Annotated in this window: 23 protein-coding genes; 10 read left to right on the top strand and 13 right to left on the bottom strand. The window is 68.6% G+C overall.

Features of this window, described 5'->3' with window-relative positions:
* Window positions 1-6: 6 nt before the first annotated feature.
* A complete protein-coding gene (locus tag QE412_RS10280; protein WP_307483125.1) occupies window positions 7-240 on the bottom strand; it encodes a helix-turn-helix domain-containing protein in 234 nt (77 codons plus the stop codon).
* Window positions 237-845, bottom strand: a complete 609-nt coding sequence (locus QE412_RS10275; protein ID WP_307483122.1) for a hypothetical protein — start codon at window positions 843-845, stop codon at window positions 237-239. The genes QE412_RS10280 and QE412_RS10275 overlap by 4 nt, the downstream gene beginning before the upstream one ends.
* Before the next feature lie 230 nt (window positions 846-1075).
* Between QE412_RS10275 and QE412_RS10270 the strand changes: the two genes are divergently transcribed.
* From QE412_RS10270 to QE412_RS10260, 3 genes are all read left to right on the top strand, one after another.
* Window positions 1076-3601, top strand: a complete 2526-nt coding sequence (locus tag QE412_RS10270; protein WP_307483120.1) for an ATP-dependent Clp protease ATP-binding subunit — start codon at window positions 1076-1078, stop codon at window positions 3599-3601.
* A gap of 70 nt (window positions 3602-3671) precedes the next feature.
* Window positions 3672-4181, top strand: coding sequence for an amino-acid N-acetyltransferase (locus QE412_RS10265; protein ID WP_307483118.1), 510 nt, complete (start codon window positions 3672-3674; stop codon window positions 4179-4181).
* A gap of 71 nt (window positions 4182-4252) precedes the next feature.
* Entirely contained in the window at window positions 4253-4927 is a 675-nt protein-coding gene (locus QE412_RS10260) for a hypothetical protein (protein WP_307483117.1), read from the top strand.
* Between the two features lie 95 nt (window positions 4928-5022).
* On the opposite strand, the gene QE412_RS10255 is transcribed toward QE412_RS10260, so the two are convergent.
* Window positions 5023-6558, bottom strand: a complete 1536-nt coding sequence (locus QE412_RS10255) for an amino acid permease (RefSeq protein ID WP_307483114.1) — start codon at window positions 6556-6558, stop codon at window positions 5023-5025.
* A 146-nt stretch (window positions 6559-6704) separates the two neighbouring features.
* On the opposite strand from QE412_RS10255, the gene QE412_RS10250 reads away from it, so the two are divergent.
* Genes QE412_RS10250 through QE412_RS10230 form a run of 5 tightly spaced genes read left to right on the top strand, consistent with a single transcriptional unit; the run spans window position 6705 to window position 11736 of the window.
* On the top strand, window positions 6705-8060 hold the full coding sequence (locus QE412_RS10250) for a glutamine synthetase family protein (RefSeq protein ID WP_307483111.1): 1356 nt from the start codon (window positions 6705-6707) through the stop codon (window positions 8058-8060).
* Window positions 8041-8817 (top strand): gamma-glutamyl-gamma-aminobutyrate hydrolase family protein, encoded by a 777-nt coding sequence (locus tag QE412_RS10245; protein ID WP_307483108.1) that lies wholly within the window; start codon window positions 8041-8043, stop codon window positions 8815-8817. The genes QE412_RS10250 and QE412_RS10245 overlap by 20 nt, the downstream gene beginning before the upstream one ends.
* Window positions 8814-10169, top strand: a complete 1356-nt coding sequence (locus QE412_RS10240; protein WP_307483105.1) for an aldehyde dehydrogenase family protein — start codon at window positions 8814-8816, stop codon at window positions 10167-10169. Before QE412_RS10245 ends, QE412_RS10240 begins: the two co-directional genes overlap by 4 nt.
* A gap of 46 nt (window positions 10170-10215) precedes the next feature.
* A complete protein-coding gene (locus QE412_RS10235; protein ID WP_307483101.1) occupies window positions 10216-10995 on the top strand; it encodes a 3-oxoacyl-ACP reductase in 780 nt (259 codons plus the stop codon).
* A gap of 24 nt (window positions 10996-11019) precedes the next feature.
* Entirely contained in the window at window positions 11020-11736 is a 717-nt protein-coding gene (locus QE412_RS10230; RefSeq protein ID WP_307483098.1) for a FadR/GntR family transcriptional regulator, read from the top strand.
* On the opposite strand, the gene QE412_RS10225 is transcribed toward QE412_RS10230, so the two are convergent.
* The gene (locus QE412_RS10225) at window positions 11733-12197 is read right to left on the bottom strand and encodes a BLUF domain-containing protein (RefSeq protein ID WP_307483096.1); all 465 of its coding nucleotides are present in this window, start codon (window positions 12195-12197) and stop codon (window positions 11733-11735) included. The two genes, QE412_RS10230 and QE412_RS10225, sit on opposite strands and share 4 nt — an antisense overlap.
* Window positions 12197-12487 carry a hypothetical protein gene (locus QE412_RS10220; protein WP_307483094.1) on the bottom strand — a complete coding sequence of 97 codons (291 nt, stop codon included), beginning with the start codon at window positions 12485-12487 and terminating at the stop codon, window positions 12197-12199. Before QE412_RS10220 ends, QE412_RS10225 begins: the two co-directional genes overlap by 1 nt.
* Window positions 12488-12721: 234 nt before the next feature.
* On the opposite strand from QE412_RS10220, the gene QE412_RS10215 reads away from it, so the two are divergent.
* A complete protein-coding gene (locus QE412_RS10215) occupies window positions 12722-13132 on the top strand; it encodes a dehydrogenase (protein ID WP_307483091.1) in 411 nt (136 codons plus the stop codon).
* 294 nt (window positions 13133-13426) lie between these two features.
* Here QE412_RS10215 and radA read toward each other — a convergent pair whose 3' ends face one another.
* The 8 genes from radA to QE412_RS10175 form a co-directional block, all read right to left on the bottom strand.
* Window positions 13427-14794 carry a DNA repair protein RadA gene (radA, locus tag QE412_RS10210; protein WP_307483086.1) on the bottom strand — a complete coding sequence of 456 codons (1368 nt, stop codon included), beginning with the start codon at window positions 14792-14794 and terminating at the stop codon, window positions 13427-13429.
* A 68-nt stretch (window positions 14795-14862) separates the two neighbouring features.
* Complete coding sequence (locus QE412_RS10205) at window positions 14863-15411, bottom strand: hypothetical protein (RefSeq protein WP_307483083.1); 549 nt, start codon at window positions 15409-15411, stop codon at window positions 14863-14865.
* Between the two features lie 381 nt (window positions 15412-15792).
* A complete protein-coding gene (locus tag QE412_RS10200) occupies window positions 15793-17499 on the bottom strand; it encodes a serine hydrolase domain-containing protein (RefSeq protein ID WP_307483081.1) in 1707 nt (568 codons plus the stop codon).
* The gene (lysA, locus tag QE412_RS10195) at window positions 17496-18785 is read right to left on the bottom strand and encodes a diaminopimelate decarboxylase (protein WP_307483077.1); all 1290 of its coding nucleotides are present in this window, start codon (window positions 18783-18785) and stop codon (window positions 17496-17498) included. The genes QE412_RS10200 and lysA overlap by 4 nt, the downstream gene beginning before the upstream one ends.
* A gap of 19 nt (window positions 18786-18804) precedes the next feature.
* Complete coding sequence (locus tag QE412_RS10190; protein ID WP_307483075.1) at window positions 18805-20280, bottom strand: xylulokinase; 1476 nt, start codon at window positions 20278-20280, stop codon at window positions 18805-18807.
* A gap of 27 nt (window positions 20281-20307) precedes the next feature.
* Window positions 20308-21666, bottom strand: a complete 1359-nt coding sequence (locus tag QE412_RS10185) for an aspartate aminotransferase family protein (RefSeq protein ID WP_307483072.1) — start codon at window positions 21664-21666, stop codon at window positions 20308-20310.
* Between the two features lie 53 nt (window positions 21667-21719).
* Window positions 21720-23174 carry a M17 family metallopeptidase gene (locus QE412_RS10180; protein ID WP_307483070.1) on the bottom strand — a complete coding sequence of 485 codons (1455 nt, stop codon included), beginning with the start codon at window positions 23172-23174 and terminating at the stop codon, window positions 21720-21722.
* A 23-nt stretch (window positions 23175-23197) separates the two neighbouring features.
* Window positions 23198-24841, bottom strand: coding sequence for an ABC transporter substrate-binding protein (locus QE412_RS10175; protein WP_307483068.1), 1644 nt, complete (start codon window positions 24839-24841; stop codon window positions 23198-23200).
* A gap of 126 nt (window positions 24842-24967) precedes the next feature.
* On the opposite strand from QE412_RS10175, the gene QE412_RS10170 reads away from it, so the two are divergent.
* A complete protein-coding gene (locus QE412_RS10170; protein ID WP_307483066.1) occupies window positions 24968-25924 on the top strand; it encodes an ABC transporter permease in 957 nt (318 codons plus the stop codon).
* Window positions 25925-25942 lie beyond the last annotated feature (18 nt).

Raw genomic sequence — 25942 nt, 5'->3', positions numbered from 1 at the left:
GCGCCGTCAGCTTTCCCTGACCAAGAGGTCGCCCACCTCGCACTCGAGCGCGCGGCAGATGGCCGACAGCGTGGAGTAGCGGATCGCGCGGGCGCGATCGTTCTTCAACACCGAGAGATTCACCACCGAGACCCCGACGAGTTCGCTGAGGCGGGTGAGCGTCATCCCACGCTCCTCGAGGAGTTCGTCGAGCCGGCAATGGATGCCGCTGGGTCCCTCATCGGCGGCGGGCGGGGTCATACGAGACCCTCGGTGTCGCGCTGTAGGCGGTTGCCCGCCCGGAACACGTACGCCAGCGCCAGTACGCCGAGGCCGGCGACGACGGGGAGCGGGGTGAAAAGGAATCCGGGCCGGGCGACCCCACCGAGCGCATCCGACAGCTCCGCGGCTGCCATCAGCTGACCGAGGCCACCGAGGCCCTGCGACAGCAGGGAGCCGAGCGCGATCGAGCAGCCGGCGACCAGGGCGGCTGTGTACATGTGCCGGTGGAACGGTTGGTGTTGTACCACGCGCCAGAGCACGACGCAGAAGCTCATGGTGACGGCGCCCAGAGTCAGCGCGCCGACCAGGTCGCCGCTCGCGAGCAACCACACGGCCTCGGGGGAGAGGCCGGAGGTGTGCACGAGCACGCTGTCGGCCTGGGCGTCGATGACGTCGCCGCCTGAGAGGGGGACCGGAACATCGGCCAGGACGCTCACCGGATATCGGGCCGGATCGAGCACCCGGGTGATCGCGGTGAACACGCCCATCGCGGTGAGGCCCAGACCCGCCACCAGTCCCACCGCAAGGATGACGCGAAGGGCGACGCGGTCGGCGGGGTGGATATCCCCGGGCGATCCGGACATTGCGGGGGATTGCATCCGGGGTGCACGGCGCGACGTTCCCATGGTGCTCCTTATCGATAATCGGTGTTATTGATTGTCGATAACATAACGAATGTCGATGTGTTCCGCAAGGCTCCCCCCGGTCGCGGTATGCCCACGGCGAACACGCGTCCCTGGCTCCCGGCCGCTGGTTACTCTCGATGTACGGCGCGCGGAGGCGTGCCTGTCAGCCCATTTCTGGAGGGACTGAGATGTTCGAGAGATTCACCGACCGTGCCCGTCGTGTGGTCGTCCTCGCCCAAGAAGAGGCGAAGATGCTCAACCACAACTACATCGGCACCGAGCACATCCTGCTGGGGCTGATCCACGAGGGCGAGGGTGTCGCTGCCAAGGCGCTCGAGTCGCTCGGCATCTCGCTCGACGCCGTGCGCGAGCAGGTGCAGGACATCATCGGCCAGGGCCAGCAGCAGCCGACCGGCCACATCCCCTTCACGCCGCGCGCGAAGAAGGTGCTCGAGCTGTCGCTGCGCGAAGCGCTGCAGCTCGGCCACAACTACATCGGCACCGAGCACATCCTGCTCGGCCTCATCCGCGAGGGCGAGGGTGTCGCCGCCCAGGTGCTCGTGAAGCTCGGCGCCGACCTCAACAAGGTGCGCCAGCAGGTCATCCAGCTGCTCTCGGGCTACCAGGGCAAAGAGCCCGCGGGCGTGGCATCCGGTGCCGGCGAGCAGACCCAGGGCGCGGCTCAGGGCGGCTCGGCCGTGCTCGACCAGTTCGGCCGCAACCTCACGCAGGCCGCGCGCGACAACAAGCTCGACCCTGTGATCGGGCGCGAGAAAGAGATCGAGCGCGTCATGCAGATCCTGTCGCGCCGCTCCAAGAACAACCCCGTCCTCATCGGTGAGCCCGGTGTGGGAAAGACGGCGGTCGTCGAGGGTCTCGCCCAGGCCATCGTCAAGGGCGACGTGCCCGAGACGCTGAAGGACAAGCAGGTCTACTCGCTCGACCTCGGCTCGCTCATCGCCGGTTCCCGCTACCGCGGTGACTTCGAAGAGCGCCTCAAGAAGGTCACGAAGGAGATCCGCACGCGCGGCGACATCATCGTCTTCATCGACGAAATCCACACGCTCGTGGGCGCCGGTGCGGCCGAGGGTGCGATCGACGCGGCATCCATCCTCAAGCCCCTTCTCGCGCGTGGCGAGCTCCAGACCATCGGTGCCACGACGCTGGATGAGTACCGCAAGCACTTCGAGAAGGATGCCGCGCTCGAGCGCCGCTTCCAGCCGATCCAGGTCGCCGAGCCGAGCCTGCCCCACGCGATCAACATCCTGAAGGGGCTGCGCGACCGCTACGAGGCGCACCACAAGGTGCAGATCACCGACGGTGCGATCGTGGCCGCGGCGAACCTCGCCGACCGCTACATCAGCGACCGGTTCCTTCCCGACAAGGCCATCGACCTGATCGACGAGGCCGGCGCCCGCCTGCGTCTGTCGATCCTGTCGTCGCCGCCGGAGCTGCGCGAATTCGACGAGAAGATCGCGAAGGTGCGCGAGCAGAAGGAGCTCGCCTCCGAGGAGCAGGACTTCGAGAAGGCCGCCTCGCTGCGCGACGAGGAGAAGTCGCTGCTCGCCGAGCGCCTGCGCCTCGAGAAGCAGTGGCGCTCGGGCGACGTCGCGTCCCACGCGGTCGTCGACGAGGGCCTGATCGCCGAGGTGCTCGCCCAGGCGACCGGCATCCCGGTGTTCAAGCTCACCGAGGAGGAGTCCAGCCGCCTCATGTTCATGGAGAAGGCGCTGCACCAGCGCGTCATCGGCCAGGAAGAGGCGATCGCGGCCCTGTCGCGCACGATCCGTCGTCAGCGTGCGGGTCTGAAGGACCCGAAGCGTCCGAGCGGCTCGTTCATCTTCGCCGGCCCCACGGGCGTCGGAAAGACCGAGCTCGCCAAGGCGCTCGCCGAGTTCCTCTTCGACGACGAGGGCGCGCTGATCTCGCTCGACATGTCGGAGTTCGGTGAGAAGCACACCGTCTCGCGTCTGTTCGGTGCCCCTCCCGGGTTCGTCGGGTTCGAAGAGGGTGGCCAGCTCACCGAGAAGGTGCGTCGCAAGCCGTTCTCGGTCGTGCTCTTCGACGAGATCGAGAAGGCGCACCCCGACATCTTCAACTCGCTGCTGCAGATCCTCGAAGAGGGTCGCCTGACCGACGGTCAGGGCCGCGTCATCGACTTCAAGAACACCGTCATCATCATGACGACCAACCTCGGCTCGTCGGCGATCGCCGGTGGCCCGGTCGGGTTCCAGGTCGAGGGCAGCGCCCAGACCTCGTACGAGCGGATGAAGGGCAAGGTCGACGAAGAGCTCAAGCGTCACTTCAAGCCCGAGTTCCTCAACCGCGTCGACGACGTGATCGTGTTCCCGCAGCTGAACAAGACCGAGCTGCGCCAGATCGTCGGCCTGTTCGTCAAGCGCCTGGCCGATCGCCTGCTCGACCGCGACATGACGGTGGAGCTGTCGGACGACGCGAAGGACAAGCTCATCGAGATCGGCTTCGACCCGACCCTCGGTGCCCGTCCGCTGCGTCGCGCGATGCAGCGCGAGGTCGAGGATCGCCTCAGCGAGAAGATCCTGCACGGCGAGCTCGAGTCGGGCGACCACGTGAAGGTCGGTGTCGAGAACGGGCAGTTCACGTTCGACACCGCCCCGCGCGGCGAGAAGGTCGCGATCGGGGTGGGCACCGTCGGCGAGATCGCCGCGACGCCCGACACGCTCGCGGGCAGCTGACGCGTCACAGACAGGGACCTGGATGCCATGGCATCCAGGTCCCTTCTGCGTTGCGGCGTACGCTGGTTCGATGACCTCTGCTGCGCCGTTCGTCGTCCGCCCTGCCGGAACCGCCGATGTTCGACGCATCCACGAGCTGCTGGAACCGTTCGTGCAGAAGCGCATCCTGCTGGGCAAGGACCTCGTCGTGCTCTACGGCTCGGTGCAGCAGTTCGTCGTCGCCGAGGCCGACGGCGAAGTCATCGGTTGCGGTGCGCTGCACGTGATGTGGGAGGACCTCGGTGAGATCCGCACCCTCATCGTGCACGATGAGTGGCTGCACCACGGAGTGGGGCGTGCGATCGTCGAGACCCTCGAGGAGCGGGCGCGCGAACTGGGCGTCTCGCGACTGTTCTGCCTCACGTTCGAGGTCGACTTCTTCACGCGCCGCGGCTTCTCGCCGATCGGCGAGCAGGTCGTCGATCCCGACGTCTACTCGCAGCTGGTGCGCAGCCCCGACGAGGGTGTCGCGGAGTTCCTCGACCTCGCCCATGTGAAGCCGAACACCCTCGGCAACACGCGCATGCTCAAGCACCTGTGAGCGTTGATTCGACCGGCACGCTCTGAGCGCGCCGTCGGCGGGGAGTCAGCGGTGACGCCTACCCTGGAACCATGACCGATGCCCCCCGTAGGCGGAGGCAGTCCCCGGCGGTCTATCGTCGACGTCGTCTCGCGGCGGGGCTGCTCGCCCTGATCGTGATCGGCCTCGTCGTGTGGCTCGTCGCGGCTCCGCCCTGGCGCTCCGCACCGACGGCGGATGCGACGCCCGTTCCCGCCGACAGCACCCCCGCCCCCGCCGCCTCGACGGCGGTGCCGCCGGCGGCGACCACTCCGTCCGCCACCCTCACGCCGACAGCCTCCCAGAGCGCCTCGTCGGGTCCCCGCGAGTGCACACCGGCCGACATCACGGTCGAGGCGCTCTCGGACAAGACCGAGTACGCGCAGGGCGAGAACCCGCAGCTGTCGATCCGCCTGACCAACACCTCGGCCGCCCCGTGCACGATGAACGTCGGTACCAGCGCGCAATCGTTCACGGTGACGAGCGGCTCCGACGTCTGGTGGCGCTCCACCGACTGCCAGTCGGAGCCGAGCGACATGGAAGTCACCCTGGCCGCGGGACAGACGGTCAGCAGTTCGGCGCCGCTCACGTGGGACCGCACGCGGTCTTCGGTCGGATCGTGCGGCGGCGAGCGGCCCTACGCGCCGGGCGGCGGGGCCACTTACCACCTGAGCGTGTCGATCGGTGGCATCCCCTCTGCTGGAACGGCGTCGTTCATCCTGCAGTGAGGCGTGCCGCTCGGCGCGGTTCGGGGCACATTCTTCCGTGTGGGGCGCGCACTACCGTGCCCCGACCGGAAGAACGTGCCCCGAATCGAGCGAGATCAGGGGCGGGTGTCGCCGAACACCTCGCCCTCCATGGCGTCGTAGCCCTCCTTCTGGGGGTCGCCGTGCAGGCCGCCCGAGAGGGCGTACTCCTCTTCGGGGGAGAGCACGAGACGGTGCCGGCCGTAGACCGCGAAAGCGATGAAGATGACGGCGTACACCACGATGATCGCCTCGATCGCCGGACGGAAGGTCTCGTTGAACAACAGCCCAACGAACACCACCGCGGCGATGATCGCCGCCGAGTAGGCGCCGAAGAGGCCCCACGGGCTCTTGTACGGGCGGACGGCGTTCGGGAACTTCTTGCGCAGCACGATGAAGGCGACCATCTGCAGGAAGTACGCCAGCACCGCGCCCCACACGGCGATGTTCAGCACGATCGCGCCCGCGGGGCTGGCATCCCCACCCGCCGCCTGCACGACGACGAGGGCGAGGAAGCCGAGGACGGCACCGAAGACGAGGGCGACCCACGGCGTCTTGCGGGCACCGGTGAGCGACAGCCACCGCGGGTAGTACCCGGCGCGCGAGAGCGAGTACATGTTGCGACCGTAGGCGAACATGATCCCCATGAGGGATGCCAGGAGCCCGACGAGCGCGAGCAGCGACAGGAGGGCCGCGGCCTGATCGCCGACCATCGCGCGGAAGCCGTCGAGCAGGGGCTCGAGCGAGCCGCCGGTCTCCTTGGCGCCGAGGACGCCGGTGTTCAGGAACAGCACGATGAGGCCGGTGACGATGAGCGTGCCGCGGGCCCAGAGGCCGGCGCGCGGGATGTCGCGGGCGGGGTCGTGCGACTCCTCGGCCGCGAGCGGCAGCTCCTCGATGCCGAGGAAGAACCACATCGCGAAGGGCAGGGCGAGCAGGATCGAGCCGACACCGAAGGGGAGGAACTCGGTGTTGCCGTCGGTCGGGGCGATGTTCCACAGCGAGCCCCAGTCGAAGGCGCCCGAGAACACCGACATCGCGCCGAAGACCACGATGATGCCGATGGAGATGACCGACACGACGATCGCGAAGCCGAACGAGATGTTGGCTCCGGCGGCGTTGAGGGCGATGAACAGCGCGTAGAGGATGATCCACCAGATGAACGCGGGCAGGCTCACCCCCGTCAGGAGTTCGAGCGCGGAGTCGGCGTACTGGCCCGAGAAGTAGACCACCACGGCTGTGGTGGCGACGTACTCGATGGTCTCGGCCAGACCCGTCGCCAGGCCGCCCCAGGGGCCCATCGCCGATCGGGCGAACGAGTACGCGCCGCCGGTGTGGGGCATGGCGGCGGCCATCTCGCCGATCGAGAAGGTGAGGCCGTAGTACATGATCACGAGGATGACGAAGGCGATCAGCATGCCGCCGAAGCCGGCGAAGCCGACGCCGAGGTTCCACCCCGAGAAGTCGCCCGAGATGACGGCGGCGACCGCGAGGCCCCACAGTCCCCAGACGCCCGCGGAGCGCTTGAGCGTGCGTTTCTCGAAGTATGCGGCGTCGGTGGCCGCATAGGTGGCTCCGGCGACCTTTTTGGATGAACTGCTCGAGGTGGACATGTGACCTCCAGAGGGATGTGGGCAGGCTTCGGGCTCGCCTTTGCGCAAGATCATGGCGCCTAATGGTCGACCTGTCTACCTTTGACGTGTAAGTTCCTCGTTACGTCCTTCGATCGAAGGGCGGCTCAGCACGTGAGAGGGAGACCATGGCGGGCAATCTCACCACCGCAGAATTGGATGCCGCGATCGAGGCGGGAGAGATCGACACGGTCGTCGTGGCCTTCCCCGACGCCCAGGGACGTCTCGTCGGCAAGCGCGTGGCCGCGCGCTTCTGGCGCGACGAGGTGCTGCCGCACGGCGCCGAGGCCTGCAATTACCTGCTCTCCGTCGACGTCGACCTCAACACCGTCGACGGCTACGCGATGTCGAGCTGGGAGAAGGGCTACGGCGACATGCTGCTCGTGCCCGACCTCGACACGCTCCGCCGCGTCCCGTGGCAGCCGGGAACGGCTCTCGTCGTGGCCGACCTCGCATGGGAGGACCGGGCGCACGTGGCGCAGTCGCCGCGCGGCATCCTGAACGCCCAGCGTGCCCGCCTGGCCGAGCGAGGCCTCACCGCGCACGCGGGGACGGAGCTGGAGTTCATCGTCTTCGACGACTCGTTCCGCGAGGCGTGGGCGAAGAAGTACACCGGCCTGACCGCCTCGACCGACTACAACGTCGACTACAACCTGCTCGCCACCACCCGCCTCGAGCCGCTGCTGCGCGACATCCGCCTCGGCATGGACGGCGCCGGCATGTACTGCGAGGGCGTCAAGGGCGAGTGCAACTACGGCCAGCAGGAGATCTCGTTCCGCTACGCCGAGGCGCTTGAGACCGCCGACAACCACACGATCTACAAGAACGGCGCGAAGGAGATCGCCGACCGGCACGGCAAGTCGCTCACCTTCATGGCCAAGTTCAACGAGCGCGAGGGCAACAGCTGCCACATCCACCTCTCGGTGCGCGGCGACGACGGGTCGGCCGTCATGGCCGGCGACGGTCAGTACGGCTTCAGCCCGCTCATGGGGCACTGGATCGCCGGCGTTCTGGCGACCCTCCGCGAGTTCACGCTGCTGTACGCCCCCACCATCAACTCGTACAAGCGCTACGCGAAGGGCTCGTTCGCCCCGACCGGCGTCGCGTGGGGCGTCGACAACCGCACGTGCGCCCTGCGCGTGGTCGGCCACGGCGGGTCGCTGCGGGTGGAGAACCGCGTGCCCGGGGGAGATGTGAACCCCTACCTGGCCATTTCGGCGATCATCGCGGGTGGTCTGTACGGCATCGAGAACGAGCTGGAGCTGCCCGCGCCGCTCACCGGCAACGCGTACGACGCCGGCGTCGACACGCTCCCCACGACCCTGCGCGAGGCGGCGCGACTCTTCAGCGAGTCGACGATCGCCCGCGCAGCCTTCGGCGACGATGTCGTCGAGCACTATCTGAACCAGGCGCGCATCGAGGTCGAGGCCTTCGACGCCGCCGTGACCGATTGGGAGCGGGTGCGTGGTTTTGAGCGCCTCTGATCCGAGCAGAACCCCCGTCGTGGGGCTGACCACCTATCTGGAGCGGGCGAAGCAGGGGGTCTGGGACGTGCGTGCCTCGTTCCTGCCCCAGCAGTACTTCGACGCGGTGACCGCCTCGGGCGCCACCGCCGTGCTGCTGCCCCCGCAGCCCCGGCCCGAGCAGGCCGCCGCGGCCGTGCTCGACGGCCTCGACGGCCTCATCCTCACCGGTGGCCTCGACGTGCAGCCCGAGCTCTACGGCGCCGAGCGCCACCCGCTCACCGACCCCGCGCGCGCCGACCGCGATGCGTGGGAGCTCGCGCTGCTCGCGGGGGCGCGGGAGCGCGGCATCCCGGTCTTCGGCATCTGCCGCGGTCTGCAGCTGCTCAACGTCGCCCTCGGCGGCACGCTGCACCAGCACCTGCCCGAGGCGCTCGGCACCGAGCGGTACCGCATCGGCGGCGGGGTCTTCGCCGAGAACGTCGTCGAGGTGGATGCCGACACCCGGCTCGCAGGCCTCGTCGGTGCCGGAGCGCTCACCGTGCACAGCTACCACCACCAGGGCGTCGACCGGGTCGGTGATGGTCTCCGCGTGACCGCTCGCACTGACGACGGTCTCGTGCAGGCCGTCGAGACCGAGGGCGACGACTACGTCGTGGCCGTGCAGTGGCATCCCGAGGAGAACGCCGAGGACCGGCGGCTGTTCCTCGGTCTCGTGGCCGCGGCGGCGGCGTACCGGGCCGCACGTTTCTCCGAGCACCAGGGAGTCCCCGCATGAGCACCTTCACCGTCATCGACCCCTCGACGGGGTCGGCCATCACCACGCTCGAACGCGCCGAGGTCGGCCAGGTGGATGCCGCCGTCGACGGCGCCGTGCGCGCGCAGCGCGCCTGGGCAGCTCTCGCCCCCGTCGCCCGTGCCGACGCGCTGCGCGCCTTCGCCCGCGTCGTCGAGGCGCACGTCGAGGAGCTGGCAGCCCTCGAAGTGAAGAACTCCGGCCACCCGATCGGGTCTGCCCGGTGGGAGGCGCAGCACGTCGCCCAGGTGCTCAACTACTACGCCGGTGCCCCCGAACGCCTCATCGGGTCGCAGATCCCCGTGGCCGGCGGGCTCGACGTGACCTACCACGAGCCCTACGGCGTGGTCGGGATCATCGTGCCGTGGAACTTCCCCATGACGATCGCCGCGTGGGGCTTCGCGCCCGCGCTCGCCGCGGGCAACGCCGTCGTGCTCAAGCCCGCCGAACTCACGCCCCTCACGGCCATCCGCCTGGGCGAACTGGCGCTCGAGGCGGGGCTCCCGGAAGGCCTGTTCCAGGTCGTCGTGGGTTCAGGCTCGGTCGTGGGCCAGCGCTTCGTCTCGCACCCCGACGTGCACAAGGTCGTCTTCACCGGCTCCACCGAGGTCGGCACCGAGGTCGCCGCGGGCTGCGCGCAGCTGCTGAAGCCCGTGACCCTCGAACTCGGCGGCAAGAGCGCCAACATCGTCTTCGCCGACGCCGATCTCGAGAAAGCCGCAGCGGGAGTCCCCGGCTCGGTGTTCGACAATGCGGGTCAGGACTGCTGCGCGCGCAGCCGCCTGCTCGTCCAGCGGAGCGTCTACGACCGCTTCCTCGAGCTGCTCGAACCCGCCGTGGCCGCGTGGAGAGTCGGTGACCCGACGAGCGAGGACACGCAGATGGGCCCGCTCATCTCGGCATCCCACCGCTCCACCGTGCAGGGCTTCCTCGACGGCGTCGACGTCGCCTTCCGCGGCTCGGCTCCCGAGGGCGACGGCTTCTGGTTCGCGCCGGCGGTCGTGCTCGCGCAGCCGGGTGACCGACTCGTGCGCGACGAGGTCTTCGGCCCCGTGCTGGCCGTGCTGCCGTTCGACGACGAAGCGGATGCCATCCGCCTCGCCAACGACACCGCCTACGGCCTCGCGGGCTCGATCTGGACCGAGAACCTGGGGCGTGGCATCCGGGTCTCGCGCGGGGTGCGCAGCGGCGTGCTGTCGGTGAACTCGCACTCGTCGGTGCGGTACTCCACACCCTTCGGCGGCATGAAGGCCTCGGGCCTCGGCCGCGAGCTCGGACCGGATGCCGCCGAGCACTTCACCGAGACGAAGAACGTCTTCTACGCCACCGAGTGACCTCACCCCCTTCCCCGACCCGCACACGCAGAAGGAACCACCGCACATGACCATCGACCTCACCCAGCGCCTGCGCGACCGCGTCGCCATCGTCACCGGCGGCGCGAGCGGCATCGGCCTCGCCACCGCTCGCCGTTTCGCCGCCGAGGGCGCCCGCGTCGTCATCGCCGACCTCGACGAGACGACCGGGCTCGCTGCCGCCACCGAGGTGGGCGGGGTGTTCCGGCAGGTGAACGTCGCCGACGAGGCATCCGTCGACGCGCTGTTCGACGGCGTCGCCGCCGACCTCGGCAGCGTCGACATCGCCTTCAACAACGCCGGCATCTCGCCCGCCGACGACGACTCGATCGAGACGACCGAGCTTCCCGCGTGGGACCGCGTGCAAGACGTCAACCTCAAGAGCGTGTACCTGTGCTCGCGGGCGGCGCTGCGGCACATGGTGCCCGCGGGCAAGGGGTCGATCATCAACACCGCGTCGTTCGTGGCGCTGCTGGGCTCGGCGACCTCGCAGATCTCGTACACCGCCTCCAAGGGCGGCGTGCTCGCGATGACCCGCGAGCTCGGTGTGCAGTTCGCTCGCCAGGGCATCCGCGTGAACGCCCTCTGCCCGGGACCGGTCAACACGCCCCTGCTGCAGGAGCTCTTCGCGAAGGATCCCGAGCGCGCGCAGCGCCGGCTCGTGCACGTGCCGATGGGCCGGTTCGCGGAGCCGGAGGAGATGGCTGCGGCCGTGGCTTTCCTGGGATCCGATGACGCGTCATTCATCACCGCGACGGCGTTCGTCGTCGACGGCGGTATCACCAACGCGTACGTCACGCCCCTGTGAACCGTGGCGTGACAGGCTGACAGGGTGAGCGAAGCGCCCCTCGACGACCTGCGCCGGGCCGTGTACCGGCCCGTGCGCAGCGGCAACGCGCTCGAAGACACCACGGCGCGCATCGTGCAGACGGTGCGGTTGGGGCTGGTCGCGCCGGGGGAGTCCCTGCCCGCTGAGCGAGAGCTGGCCGTGCTGTACGGCGTGAGCCGCGACACGGTGCGGGAGGCCATTCGAGAGCTCGCCGACGCCGGTTGGCTCGAGACGCGCCGCGGACGCTACGGCGGAACGTTCGTGGTCGACCCCGTGCCGCGGCCCACGGTGCCCGCGGCCATCTCGCCCGATGAGCTCGCCGACGTCGTGGCTCTCCGCACCGTGCTCGAGACGGGTGCCGCCCGCGCCGCCGCCGAGCGGACGCTCTCGGCCGAGGATCGCGAGGTGCTGTGGGCGCGGCACGAAGCTGCGGCAGCTGCCGGGGGAGGGGATTACCGCCGGCTCGACACGCTGCTGCACCTCACGATCGCCGAGCTCAGCGGCATCCCCTCTCTCGTGCCGCTGGTCGCCGACAACCGTGCGCGGGTGAATGCCTGGCTCGACACCTTTCCGCTGCTGCCGCGCAACATCGATCATTCGACGTCGCAGCACGCCGCGGTGGTGTCGGCGATCCTCGCCGGACGCCCGGATGCCGCCCACGCGGCCATGCGCGACCACCTCGCCGGGTCCGAGGCCCTCCTGCGGGGATTCCTGGCCTAGGAGCGGGCAGCGTCGACCGGGTCGCCGCTGACGGGGGCCGAGCGGGCGTGGAACCACACCGTCAGCTCCACCAGCGCTCGCGCGGTGAGGGCCGCATCGTGGGCGTCGAGATCGTCGAAACTGTCGCGGAACCCCTCCGGCGGCGCAGACGCGGGCGCGGCGATCGGTTCGTATCCCATCGTCCACTCCGCGAAGCGGCGCCCAGCGATCGGATCCGACGACACGATGCGCATGTCGCGGTGGCGCGGGTCGTTCCCGATGCGCTCGATGATCTCGCGCACGTCGTCTTCGGGGCCTTCCAAGACCTGGAGAAACCGGCCGTCGCGGTACAGCAGCATGCCGGTGAGGTCGCGGGCGAGGTTCGTGGCACGACTGGAGGTGAGAAGGGCTTCGAGTTCGGTGTCAGAGAAGGGCGCCGTCGCCGTGCTGACGTACGTGATCGCGTGGAGTCCTCCGCCCATCAGCGGGTCCGGACGTACGGCAGGCTCCGCGCGGAGGTGTGCACCTGTCGGAGAACGATCGGGTCGTCCGGCGACGGCGGCTGCGCGTGGGCGGTGAGCACGGCCGACATCGCGGCGACGAGGTTCGCGAAGCGACCGAGCGGACGGGGACGCCCGTCGAACGCCAGGTAGGTGTCGTCGGCTGCCCGGTCGAGGTAGCCGATGAACACGCCGTGGCGGCTCGCGACGTGGAAACCCTCTTCGACACGGGCCCAGACGACCCCCGCGCCCGGTCTGCGAGTTGTCGTCATGGGAGCCGCCTTTCCACCGCGGGTGTCGCGTCCGTCTCACCGGCGCCCGGTGCCACTGGGGAGGTCATGCGTGTCGACCGGGCCGGTTGTGCTCACTCAAGCGTGCGTTGGCCGGCACTGTCAATGTCGTGATCAGGCCGCGCCGTGGTGGTGTATAGGCGCTCGTTGTGCACCGCCGTTGCACGTCGTCGAGCGCGGGCGCGGGGCGCGACCCCGCGTGGATAGGCTCGGTGCATGGCCGCAGGCAAGAAGCGCAGGGGAAAGAAGGTCGACGTGGACTTCAAGAACACCGCGCTCACCGATGCCCTGCAGACCCAGGACATGGCGGCGATCGCGTTCGCTCTGCGGCACGGTCCGACCGTCGTGCCGCTCATGACGGCGGGTGATCCCGACAATCCGCTCGACGTCGGAGAAGTGTGGACGTATCGCGACCCGAGCACGGGACAGATCGCCCTGCTGCTTTTCAGCGATGCGGCGCACAAGCCCGCGACGCTCCCACTGCAGGTGGCGTTGCAGTCGCCGCAGTGGCTGCGGGCGTTCCTCGGGGCGCACCAGGATGCCATCACCACGGTGTTCGTCGACATCGCGGGACCGCACCCGATCCAGGCGTCGCCCGCTGACCTGATCGCCGCTCTCGACGCCTGAGTCGATCGGCCGCGCGCTGCGCCGCTCCGTGTCGTGCCTCGCCGTGCGGCACCGTTCCCGCGCCGCGTCGGGGGCGTTCTGCGGGAGCCCTACGGGTGAGGCACGCGACTCGCGCGGGTGAGGAACCCGTGCAAGACTCGTGGCATGGAGTACCTGATCGCCGGTGCCGTGTGCGCCGCCGGACTTGTCATCCCCGCGGTCCTCGGCATGACGTCGCCGCATCGGCGTCGTCGCTCCGCTCCTCCCGGGCGCTGAACCGCTCTGTCGCGGACGGCGTACCAGCCGACCGTGAGCTCAGAAGCCGGGCTCGCTGTCGTCGCGGGGCATACCGCGCACCTGTAGTTCGTTGAGCGCCTGCGCCAGCTTGCGCGACGAGGCGTCGAGCACGGTGTGATACCCGAGCCGTTTCGCCTCGGAGGCCCGCTGCGCCGCCTGGGTGACGTTGCGGATCTCGCCCGTCAGCGTCAGCTCGCCGATGGCCGCGAGGCGTTTCGACACCTTGCGGTTCTTCACCGCGTTGGCCACCGCGATCGCGATGGCGAGGTCGGCCGCCGGCTCGACGAGACGCACGCCCCCGACGGTCGAGACGTAGACATCGCGGTCGGAGAGGGTGAGCCCCATGCGGCTTTCGAGCACCGCCAGCACCATCGCGACGCGCGATGAGTCGACGCCGTTGACGATGCGTCGCGGGTTGGGGGCCGTCTGCCGCACCGCCAGAGCTTGGATCTCGACGGGCAGGGCGCGACGACCCTCCATCGCGATGGTGACGCACGTTCCCGGTTCGGGTTCGCCGTGCCCGAGGAACAGGGCGCTGGGGTCGGCCACCTCGGCGATGCCGGTGCCGGTCATGTCGAAGCAGCCGACCTCGTCGGTGGGGCCGAAGCGGTTCTTGAGCGCCCGGACGAACCGCAGCGACGTCTGGCGGTCGCCCTCGAAGTGGCAGACCACGTCGACGAGGTGCTCCAGGATGCGGGGGCCCGCGATCGAGCCGTCTTTCGTGACGTGTCCGACGATGATGATGGGCAGCCCACGCTCTTTGGCGACGCGGATGAGGGCGGAGGCCACCTCGCGCACCTGCGCCGGTTGCCCCGCCGCGCCGTCGCTGTGGGCCGACGACACCGTTTGGACGGAGTCGACGATGAGCAGGCCCGGTTCGACCTGGTCGATGTGACCGAGGATGGTGGCGAGATCGGTCTCGGCGGCCAGGAACAGTTCGTCGTGCAGTGCGCCCGTGCGTTCGGCGCGCAGGCGTACCTGCGCCGCCGATTCTTCGCCGCTGGCGTAGAGCACGCGACGACCGGCGTGCGCACTCTTCGCGGCGACCTCGAGCAGCAGCGTCGACTTGCCGACCCCCGGCTCTCCGCTGAGCAGAATTGCGGCACCCGGCACGATGCCGCCGCCCAGCACCCGGTCGAACTCGCCGACACCGCTCGTTCGTCGCGGGGCGTCGTGCGTGTCGATCTCGGTGATGCGCCGGGCTGCGCGGGCCGCTCCCGGCGCGACCGGGACGATCGAACGGACGATGCCCGTCTGCTCCGCCGCCTCGACCACCGTGCCCCACGACTGGCACTCCCCGCAGCGGCCCACCCACTTCAGCGTCGTCCATCCGCACTCGGTGCACCGGTAGGGCGCGGGGGCTGCGGTGGGACGTCGGGATGCCATGGCATCAGGCTACGCGGGGCCCCCGACATCGTCGGCGCCGGGGTCACGGCATCCGGAAGGGGCCGACGTCAGGACAGTGCGACGCCGTACTTCTGCGCGGTCTCGTCGAAGTTCGCCGCGAGGCGCGGCCAGCGATCCTGCGTCCCGAAGCGCTCGCGGGCGGCGGCGAACTGGGCGCGAGCGTCGGCGAGGCGCCCGGTCGCGCAGAACCAGGCGAAGAGGTCGTCGTCCAAGACGCGCCCCGACTGCAGGGGACACACCTCGGACGGGCGCGGCAGCTCAATGAACGGCTGCGTGCGCTGGAGGTCGCCCTCAATCTCGGGATCGTCGGTGACCACCGCGTCGAGCACATGCTGCAGGTCGCCGATCGTGCGCGTTTGAGGAGCGCCGACGCCCATCGTGGGTACGAGCGGCCAGTTGTCGGGCACCGAGATCACGCCGCGCGAGGGCGTGCAGGCGACGAGAGCGTTGTGCGAGGCGGGGGCGTGCCTCGACGACCAAGTCTCCTCGCCCATGCCGGAGGCGCAGAAGCTCGCCTCGGCGGCCGTGCCCAATCCGTTGGACAATCCGGGACCGAGGGCGGATGTGAGGTACTCGCCGACGAGCGGACCGATCATGCGCCCCTTGTGCGCGGCGCCGATCGCAGGCGCGAGCCGCGGCGAACGCGCGAGGATCAAGCACTGGCCCACTGTTGAGGCGGATGCCGGAGCGGTGGTAGGCCGCAATGCGGTCGAGGGAACGCGCCACGAGCTCGATGCTGGTGAGGTCGCTGGCGTCGGGTGCTGCGCGAAGGCTGTCGATGTCGGCGTCGACGGCTGAGAGGGCGTCGGAGGTCTTGGCAGTAAACACGCACCGTTTGTTTCAGGTGCGCGGGAGTGAGCGAGAGTGGATTTGTGAGTCCGTGTGCCCGGTTTGCCGCAGCCGGACCAAGAAAGCCTCTGGTCGAGATCGCCCCGATTGTCGAGCTGTAGCCCCGACCACCCGAGGGCGTACGCGGATCACGGCGAGGCCGTGCGCGAGTAGATGCAGCCGTCGCGGTCGACCCACGTGCACGCGTCGTCCACGACGGGCCCGAAGCGCAGCCGCTCCGGGGCGGCAGGGTCGGCGCTGATGCGGTAGGTGCCGTCGTGGAGGGGCACCAGGATCTGGTCGTCGGTCGGGGCCTCCACTCCGCGCGGGGCGAGCAGGAAGAGGTCGCCCTCACGGCGCACGATCCGCAGATGCGGATACCAGGGCGTGTAGGACCGGTAGTGCCCGCAGCGTGGATCGACGCCGGCCGCGCTGGAAATGGATACCGCGGTCGCGGCGTCCGCCCCCTCTGCTGCAGTCGTCGTTTTGGGTGCGTAGACCGCGTCTCCCGAGAGCCAGCACCTGCCGGCCCATGTGAGGCCAAAGCGGCTCACGCCGTCGAGCCGGGCCAGCCGGCGCTCGTTCCACGTCCACCGCAGCGGCGCGGACACGCCGTCGAGTGAGGCCGTGACGCGGGTGCCATCCTCGGTGGCCGTGACCGACAGCGTCCGCCCTCCCGGGGTGGCGAAGTCGCCGTGCGCGTCGAGGGGGAGCCGAGGTGGCACGACGTAGCCCTTACTCGTGCGCACCGCGTCGGTGGCACCCGCCCAGAGCTCGGGGTCGAGCACAGCTCCGGCGCCGGGTTCCCCCGCGCGGTCGGAAAACAGCAGGTCGACAGTGCGGGCGATTGCCTCGGCGACGGGGGAGTCGCCGTCGGCGTTGGTCAGCACGACGACAGCGCGGGTGTCTCCGGGACGTGTGAGGAGGAAGGAGGCGAACCCGACCATGCCGCCGCCGTGCGAGAGCACCACGCCGTCGTCCCACGTCTCGACGTTGATGCCGAGGCCGTAGCGGCTGGAACTCAGCGTTGAAGCGCCCGGTACCACGAGGACCTCCTCGCCCTCGGGGGCCAGCGAGTCGATCATCTTTGCGTACGCGTCCTCGCTGATGACGGTGCCGTCGTCGCCGCGTCCCCGCCGCAGCAGCACTCGCGCAAACGCGGCGAGGTCACCGAGTGTCGCCGCAATGCTGCCGTCTCCCGCCGTGGTCTCGAAGAACGGCGCGGGAACGAGCGCATCCCCGGGGGTCCAGGGCAGATCCGCCCGGGCTGGTTCGCAGCCGACGGCGTAACGATCACGGTCGTCGTACGAGACCGACGGTGGCGACGAGCGCATCCCCGACGGCGTCAGGACGCCGCGCCGCAGCGCCTCCGGGAAGGGAGTGCCGACCGCGCGGGCGACAGCCTGCCCGAGGAGCAGGTAGCCGACGTTGGAGTAGCGGAACGTTTCGCCGGGGGTGCACGTGCCGCGGAAGGAGAGGAGCTGGGCGCCCTCGTCGGGGAGCGCGTCGACGCTGCCTACCAGTCCCGCGGTGTGGCTGAGGAGCCGGCGCAGCGTCAGCGACGGCCCTCGAAGCGCCTCCGGCAGCCACGGCAGCGCCTCGCTCACCGGCTGGTCGAGGCCGAGGAGGCCTTCATCTGCTGCGCGTAGCACGAGCATGGCTGTGGCGACCTTGCTGATCGACCCGATTTGTAGCAGGTGATCCGCCGTGAGAGGCGCGCCGCGGGCGAGGTCAGCGAACCCGTGCACGTGCTGCCAGACGATGCCTTGGTCATCCGTGACGGCCACCGCTACGCCCGGCACTGCCCACACCCGCGCCCACGCGTCCACAACAGAGGCGGCATCCGCATTGGTCATGGGCGGACGCCGACGAACTGCTCGCGGCGGAGCAAGTCGTCAAAAGTCTCGCGGCGAACGGCGAGGCGGGTGCGACCGTCGCGGCAGAACACGACCGGGGGCCGCAGGGCTCCGTTGAAGTTGTTCGCCATCGTGTAACAGTAGGCCCCGGTCACGGGCACCGTGACGAGGTCGCCCACCTCCGCGGCCGGTACCGGCACGTCGTGGGCGAGGTAGTCACCCGACTCACAGTGACGGCCGACGATGTCGGCGATCTCTGTCGGGCCGGAACGATCGATGATAGACGGGGCGAATTCCTGGCCGTAGAGCGAGACCTCCAGCGAATCGCCCATTCCGCCATCAACGGCGACGTGCACGCGCTCGGCGCGCTTGACCGTGACGACGCGGTAGCAGGTGAGCATGTTCTGGGCCACCATCGAACGCCCAGGCTCCACGAGTAGCTCGATGTCGTGGCCGAGGTGGCGGTGTGCGGCTCCCACGAGTCGTTCGGCGTACTCCTCCACCGACGGCACGACGTCGCGTGACACGTATCGTACGCCCAGCCCCCCACCCAGGTCGTAGACATCGAAGCGCCCGAACCTGGCGATCGCTTCGACGGCGCTCTCAAACTGCTCCAGGTCGGTCAGCTGGGACCCAATGTGCACGTGTAGCCCGCGCAACTCGAGCATCGGCTCGCGCGCGATGGCGGCGATCATCGCGGGGACAGCGGCCGCGGGCACCCCGAACTTCGAGTCGGAGTGACCGGTCATCATCGCGGCGTGGGTACGGGCGTTGAGCTCGGGGATCACCCGAAGGAGCACAGGCACGGGCGCGGTGGCCCAGCGCGCGATGCGGCGCACGTCGTCGGCGTTGTCGACGACGATGTAGCGAATCCCCGCGTCGATTGCGCTACGGATGTCGGCGTCGGTCTTGGCGTTGCCGTGAGAAACGACGCGCGACGGATGCTGCCCTCCGGCGAGCGTGAGACGGAGTTCGCCCTCTGCGGCTGTGTCGGTACCGCACCCCTCTTCAGCGATCGCGCCGATTATCGCGGCAGACGGGAAGCTCTTCGCAGCGAACAGGACCATCGACCGAGAGTGCAGGCTCTCGAATACCTCTCGGTACTGGCGGGCGCGAGCGCGCAGGGCGCCCTCGTCGAGCACGTAGGCGGGCGTGCCATACTCGGCCGCGACGTCGGCGACGGCGCAGCCGCCGACCATCAGCCTCCCAGCCGGGTCGAGGGAGGTGCCCGGAGGGTATAGCGACAGGTCGATGTCGGAGGGGGACGTGACGGACGAGGAGAGCATGGGTTTCCATTCGTGTGGCCTACCCGGCGCGCGCGGCGTCGTGAAGGCGGTCGTGCTCGGCGAGTCGGGCGAGCCAGGCTTCGCGGCGGCCCGCCCGGGGAGTGAATTGAGAGGAGGCGGGAGAGTGTGTGGCGCGGACGGGGCGGCCAAGGTGACTCCAGACGAGCAATGCCGCGCCGAGGGCAGAATGATCGTGTTCGCCGGGATTGATATGTACGGAACGGCCGGAGGCGTCGGCGAGCGCCTGGAGAAAGACCGACGACGACGCGCTGCGGCCGGTGACTGCGACCGGCGTGTGCGGGTCGTCCGAGGCGCTCGCGAGCACCTCCAGGCAGCGGAGGGACTCCACGACGATTCCGGCTGCGAGGGCACCAGCGAGCTGAGCCCGCGTGGTGCGCAGTGATAGTCCGGTCAGGATGCCGGTCAGGGCCGGGTCCCAGAGGGCTCCTTGCTCGCCCGGCGACACGTAGGGGGCGAAAACGGGCGTGCGCAGGAGGTCTGCGTCGCCGGCGATCTCAAGCAAGTCGGAGGGTCCATCCCCCGCGGCGAGCAGCTGCGCCCACCACGTGAAGGCCGACCCGGTCGCCATCAGGTCCATCTCTCGTCCCCAACCGCCCTCGGCGAGCGGGGTGACGAGGTAGCGGCCTTCGGGATCGGCCGAGGCATCTGGTGCGTCGGCGAGGATCACGGTGCTGGTGCCGGCGATGTAGGCCACAGAGCGGGAGACCCCAGTGCCGGATCCGCCAACGCCGAGGCCGGCGGCCCCCAGCACGGAGTCGGCGGCGCCGAGGACGACAGGCGTTAGTTTCGGGCACCCCCACCGCCGGGCCAGGTCCTCGCGGAGAGACCGCATCGTAAGTGAAGGGGCGATGGTCGGCACCCGGTGTCGATCGACTCCCGCCGCGGCGAGCACGGTGTCGTCCCAGTCGCCGGTCTGCGGGTTGAAGGCGCCGTAGCCGGTCGCCGTGGACGGGTCGGTGAGTACCTCCCCGGTCAGCGTGTGAAAGAGGAGGTCTTTTGCTCCTACGAGCATGGACACCTCCGCGACGTCTCGTGCACGGCGCCGCATGTGCATCGGAAGGAGGTAATGACCGTCGACACGCTGCCCGGTGCGGCGAGCGAGGACATGGGCTCCGACGGCTGCGACCAGGTGCTTGGCATCGTTGTCGGCTCGCCCGTCCTGCCAGGTCACGGCCGGTTGGATGACGCCGAGGGAGTCGTCGAGTTCGACGAGGGTGGGCAGCATTGCCGACAGAGCGATCCCGCGCCACCGACGTGCGTCGGTGGCGCGGGCCAGCCCGTCGAGGACGACGTCACGGGCGCAGATCCAGTCGGAGGTGTGCTGCTCCGCAGCAAAGGGTTCGGGGCGAGACGTGGGATACGTGGCGTAAGCACGGGCAACCACCGCACCGGTGTCGTCGATGGCGACGGCCTTCATGCCGCTCGTCCCGAGGTCGAGCCCGACGGCCAGGCCCCCCGCTGCGTGCACACTCATCCGGGCATCGTCCTTTCTGCTGACGGCTTAGAACTCGCGAGCGATGACGCTCATGGCATCGTCGGCAGCGTTCAGCGTCGCGTCGATGTCGGCGTCAGTGTGCACCAGAGATATGAAGAGGTTTTCGAACTGCAGGGGGTGGAAGAGCACCCCGCGCAAAACCATTTCTTCGTACCAGCGGGTGAACACGTCCTCTCGAGCGTACGCGGCGGCGTCACGCCAGTTGCGAATCTTCTGGTCGGCGAACCATAGCTGGAACACAGTGCCGATGCCTGTCACGTGAGCGGCGACGCCCCTGTCGCGGGCGATGGTCTCTAGGCCGGTCGCCAGGCGGTCGCCGAGCGCGCGCTGGCGCTCGTACAAGCCAGGTTCGGCGAGCAAATCCATTGTGGCCGACACGGCCGCGCACTGCACCACGTTGGCGTTGTACGTGCCGGAGTGGGAATAGGTGCCGTCGGCGATGAGTCGCATAGCTTCACGCGTACCGGCGACGGCTGCAACGGGGAAACCGCCTCCGAGGCCCTTGGCATAGGTGACCAGGTCAGCGGTGATGCCGAACCACTCCTGCGCGCCGCCGCGGGCGAATCGAAAGCCGGTGATCACCTCGTCGAAGATGAGCATCGCGCCGTACTTCGTGGTCTGCTCGCGCAACAGCTCGAGGTAGCCCGGTTCGGGGAGGATGCACCCGGTGTTGAAAACGGCGGGCTCAGTGAGAACGGCGGCGATCTCGTGGCCGCGGCTCTCCATGAGGGCGATGAGGGCTTCGGGATCGTTCCAGTTGAGCACCACGAGGGTGTCCTCAAGCTCAGTGGGGACGCCGCCGCCCATCGCAACCGGCCGGGGGTTCTCGATCGGGCCGGCGAGTGCGGGGTCGACGTGGTTCGACCAGTACACAGTGTCCTGCCAGCCGTGGTAGTGCCCTTCGAACCGCACGATGAGCCGCCGGCCTGTCGTCGCGCGAGCCAGGCGCACCGCCGTGCCGACTGCCTCCGAGCCGGAATTGGTGAAGCGCACCTGGTCGATTCCGGGGACGGCCGCCACGACTTTCTCCGCGGCCTCGATCTCGAGTTCGTAGGGCAGGCCGAAACAGGTGCCGAGGTTGGCGACAGCGTCAGAGACTGCCCGTGTGATGACGGGGTTGCGGTGGCCAAGAATCATCGGTCCGAGGCCCAGGAGGTAATCGATGTACTCGTTTCCATCGACGTCGCGCAGTCGCGAGCCCTCGCCCTCGGCGACGAATAGCGGGTATGGCTTCCAGCCGTTGCGGGGGAGGCGAGCGGTGCTACCCGCTCCGCCGGGGATGGTCTTTTTGGCGCGCTCGAAGAGTGCGCGGGTGCGAGGGGTGCGGGAAGCGAAACGCTCGTCGAACCTGGGCTGGCCATTCATACTGTTCCTTCGATAGAGCTGAGTATTCTTAGTATACTAAGTATCAACCGGGATCAGCGAAAGTGCGGACGCAGAATTTCGATGAGCGTCCGCAGCGGGACTGCGGTCGGGCCCGCCGGCCACGGATCGGCATCGACTACGAGGTACGCTCCCGAGCCGTTGTCGATGTGAGCCCACGGCACGTCCATCGCGAAGGGACGCAGGAAGGTCGCCGCCAGCTGACCCGAATCGGGGATGCCGGTAGGCGCGTTGGCACTGTCGGCGACGCGCGAACTGAGCAGCCTGCGGTATCCCGGATGAAGCGGCAAGCGCCAGCCGGGTTCGCCCACCCGGTACCCGGCGTCCACAAGCGTCTGGGCGAGCGCATCGCTTGTGCTCCAGCATCCCCAGAATGATGTCCCCACGTCGCCCGAGTCGGAGAGCGTCCCCACGTCGACCAATTCTTTGACGTCCGCCCGCACGAGCCACGCCAACGCATCGGCGAGCACTAGTCGACCCTCCGAGTCGGTGTCCACCACCTCGGTGAGACGGCCGTTCGGGTGCGTGACCACGTCCCCCGGTCGCAGACCCTGGGGACCGACGGCGTTCTCCGCCAGGGGCAGCACCGCCAGGGCCGGCCGTCCGGGTCCGAGATCGGCGGCCGCCATCATCGCGCTGGCGACGGATGCCGCGGCGGCCATGTCTGACTTCATCCAGGCGATCTCAGCAGGGTCGCGCTTGAGGTTCAGCCCGCCGCTGTCGAAGGTAATCCCCTTGCCAGCCAAACCCCACAGCGGCCCATCGCCGTCGAGGCGCAGGACGAGTGCACACGGCTCCTGCGCGCTCGCCTCGCCGACGGCGAGCGTGGCGCCAAATCCGCGTCGCCGCAACTCATCGGAGTCCCAGATCTCCGCCGTCAGCCGCGATTCGTCTCTCCCGGCGATCCGTCGAGCGAGGTGCTCGGCCAGTCCGCGAGGCGTGAGAGCGTTCGGCGGCGTCTCGACCAGCCTGCGCACTGCATCGGCCTCTGTCGCGATGATCCGCGCACGCTCCAGTGCCCACGCCGTCGAGGCGTCCGTCTCGCCAATCAGCGTCACCTCGACGGGTTCGTCGTCGTCGCTCGTCCACCGCCAGCGGCCAATGGCGTGGCCCGCGGCAACGACCTCCTCCTCAGGGGCGGATGCCGCGGCGCACGCAAGAAGCGACAGCATTCGTCCCGACTCGACCAGGTGGCCGGAGGCGAGCGCGGCAGCGAAGAGCGCCTCAGCCCGCGGCAGCGCGTCATCCAGGACGCATAGCGCGAGCCACCAGACCGGGCGAGGACCGCACACCGGCACCGTCACCGCGATCTCCTCGTTCAGGCGCGGAGCCAGCGCGAGCATGATTGATCGAACAGCGATGCGCACGTCCTCGGGGAACGCGTCGAGGGCACGGGTTGCTGCCGGGTCAAGACGCACCGTGTCGGTATCCCGTCGCACCGGGACGACGACGGTGGTGTTGTCCCCGAGGAGGCCGACTGCTTCGCCCACCCCGATCGACCTCGGGGAGTGCCTCATGATGCGCGGTGCACCGAAAGCAGGGTTTTCATCGAGAGGTTATTCACCGAGCCCACCAGGGGCGACATCGTGAATCCCGTCCACTGGGGGGAGTGCGCTTCGATGACGTCCTGGTAGAGCAGCACGATGTAGGGGCGCTCGTCGAACGCTACCTGCTGCATCCGGTCGATGATCTCCTGCCGCGCCGCCCGGTCGGGGGCGGCCGCCTGCTGCGCAAAGAGCGCGTCGTAATCTGCGTTGCAGTAGCCACTGTCGGAGTTGTTGCCCCGCTGATCGCAGGTGAGCACGCTAAGTACGAAGTTGGGGTCGACCGGCGGTGCCCACAGCCACATCGCCAGGTCATAGTCGGCGTAGGAGCCGTCTGCGCCGCGGATCGCTGCGGTGGCCGAATCGGTATCCATCTTGCGCATCGTGATCTCAATGCCCGCCTTGGCGAAGCCCGTCTGCATCACCTGGAACATGCGGTCGCCAGCCCCGTTGACCTCTGTGGGAAAGATCAGGTCGTACGCCATGCGGTGACCGTCGGCGTTGCGAATGCCGTCCGAGCCTTTGGCATATCCCAGTTCGTCGAGGATCGCGTTGGCCTTGTCAAGGTCGAACGGCAGTCCGCTGATCGAGTCGTCGTGCCATCCCGACGCCGGGGCAACGATGGTGGAGCCGGGCGTGGCGAAGCCGAGCCAGGCGGTGTCGACCATGGATGCGCGGTCGGTGGCATATTCAAGTGCTTCGCGGACGCGAGGATCGAGCAATTCGCGGTTCCTCGTCTTGCCAGCAGTGGTGTTGATGATCAGGTCGTAGAAGCCCACGCTGGGGGCGGTCTGCACGACCATTCCGGCATCCTTGAGCGACTGCACCGCGGTCGCCGGCGTGGTGGCGCCGATCATGTCGACCTGGCCCGTCTTTAAAGCCGTGACCATCGCGTCGTCGTTCGCGAAGAACTGGAACCCGAACCCGTCGATCTGGGGCTTTGTCTGTCCCCACCAGTTGGGGTTGCGGTCGAAAAGCGCGAACTGATCCTTCTCGTATTTATTGAGGAGGAAGGGGCCGCCCGAGACCATCGGTGCGCCGTTTGCGAAGGACGCGATCTCCGCGCCGTCCCCTGTGGCGAGGGACTTCCAAACGTGCTCGGGGAGGATGGGAAACTGCTGCATTTGGGCGAGCACGTTGGACGCTGGCTCGTTGTAGGTGAGGACAAGGGTGTCGGGCGACGGTGCGTCCGCCGAGGCGAGATGGGTGAGGAAGCCTGCGAGCTGACCCGTGGCGGAATCCTGATACTCCAACACCATTGACATCGTGAACGCGGCATCTTCCGCGGTGAGCGCCTCGCCGTCCGACCACTTCGCGTCCGGGATCGTGGTGAAGGTCCAGGTCAGCTTGTCGTCGGACTCCGTCCACGAGCTCGCAAATGAGGGTTGCAGGCTCATATCTGCGGTGTCGTACTCGGTCAGATGCGGGTAGACATATTGATAGACCACATTGCTGTAATCAGAGCTCGACACGAACGGGTTCAGCGAGTCGATGGTCGCAGTCGCGCCGATCCGAAGAGTGTTTCCGCCCGATGAGGCGGCACATGCGGTCAGCATTGCCAGGGTCAGTGCGGCAACGCCGCACGAGGCGGAGATCTTGCGGGACATCTTCATGACATGCTCCAACAGCTCAGGGGTCGTCGACGAATATTGGAACTAGTTATTCTTAGTGTGCTTAGTATGATGACCTCGACCACCGCGGTCAAGTGAGCAACGGTCGTTCCGTCGAGAGGAGAGCGCATGAGGGGCTACATCTGGAGGCGAACGCTATTCGCGGTCGTCACGGTGTTCCTCGCCCTCACGCTGAACTTCGTTCTCTTCCGTGTCCTGCCCGGCGATGCCGCGACCCGGCTGTCACGGGTGCCGAACGCGTCGCCCGAGATGGTGCAGGCTCTCGAACGTCAGTTTGGTCTCGATCTGCCGCTGTGGGAGCAGTACGTGCGCTACTTACAGCAGCTGGCGCACGGGAACATGGGCATCTCGTTCGCAAATCGTCAGCCGGTCGTCGACAACCTTCTGGAGGCTTTTGGGAACACCATCCCCATGGTCACCACCGGCGTGCTGATGTCGATCGTTCTCGGAACCCTCATCGGGGTTTTTTCCGCGGTGCGCCGGGGTACGGTCGGCGACCACATCCTCACCAACACGTCCGTGGTCTTCTACGCCTTCTCCACGCAGTTCCTCGGGATCGTGCTGCTCATCCTGTTCGCGGGCATCTTGCCTTCCGCCGGAATGAGCGACCCGTTCGCGGCGATCCTCTCACCATGGGAACAATTTCTCGACGTCGCGCGCCACATGATCCTGCCGGTGGTGACCCTGACACTCACTCTGACCGCCGAGACGGTGCTCATCGTCCGTTCGGCGATGCTGGAAACCCTCGGCGAGGACTACATATTCACCGCGCGTGCCAAGGGGCTCCGCCGCGGGCGCATTATCCGCTCGCACGCGTTCCGCAACGCGTCGCTGCCCACCGTGACCCAGATCGCCCTCTCTCTTGGCTCCATTGTGAGCGGCTCCATCCTGGTCGAGGTGATCTTCTCGTGGCCCGGCGTCGGCCGTGCCTTGTACGACGCGGTCCTGCAACGCGACTTCCCCATGCTGCAAGGAGGGTTCCTGGTGATCACAATCACGGTCGTTCTCGTGAACTACATCGCCGACCTGCTGTACTTCCGTCTCGACCCCCGGGTCTCCCGATGAGCGCCGCCAGTCCCACGG

Source organism: Microbacterium trichothecenolyticum, assembly GCF_030818955.1.
Classification (GTDB): Bacteria; Actinomycetota; Actinomycetes; order Actinomycetales; family Microbacteriaceae; genus Microbacterium; species Microbacterium trichothecenolyticum_B.
Note: the sequence above shows the minus strand (reverse complement) of the source record. Positions and strands in the feature narration are given on the sequence as shown.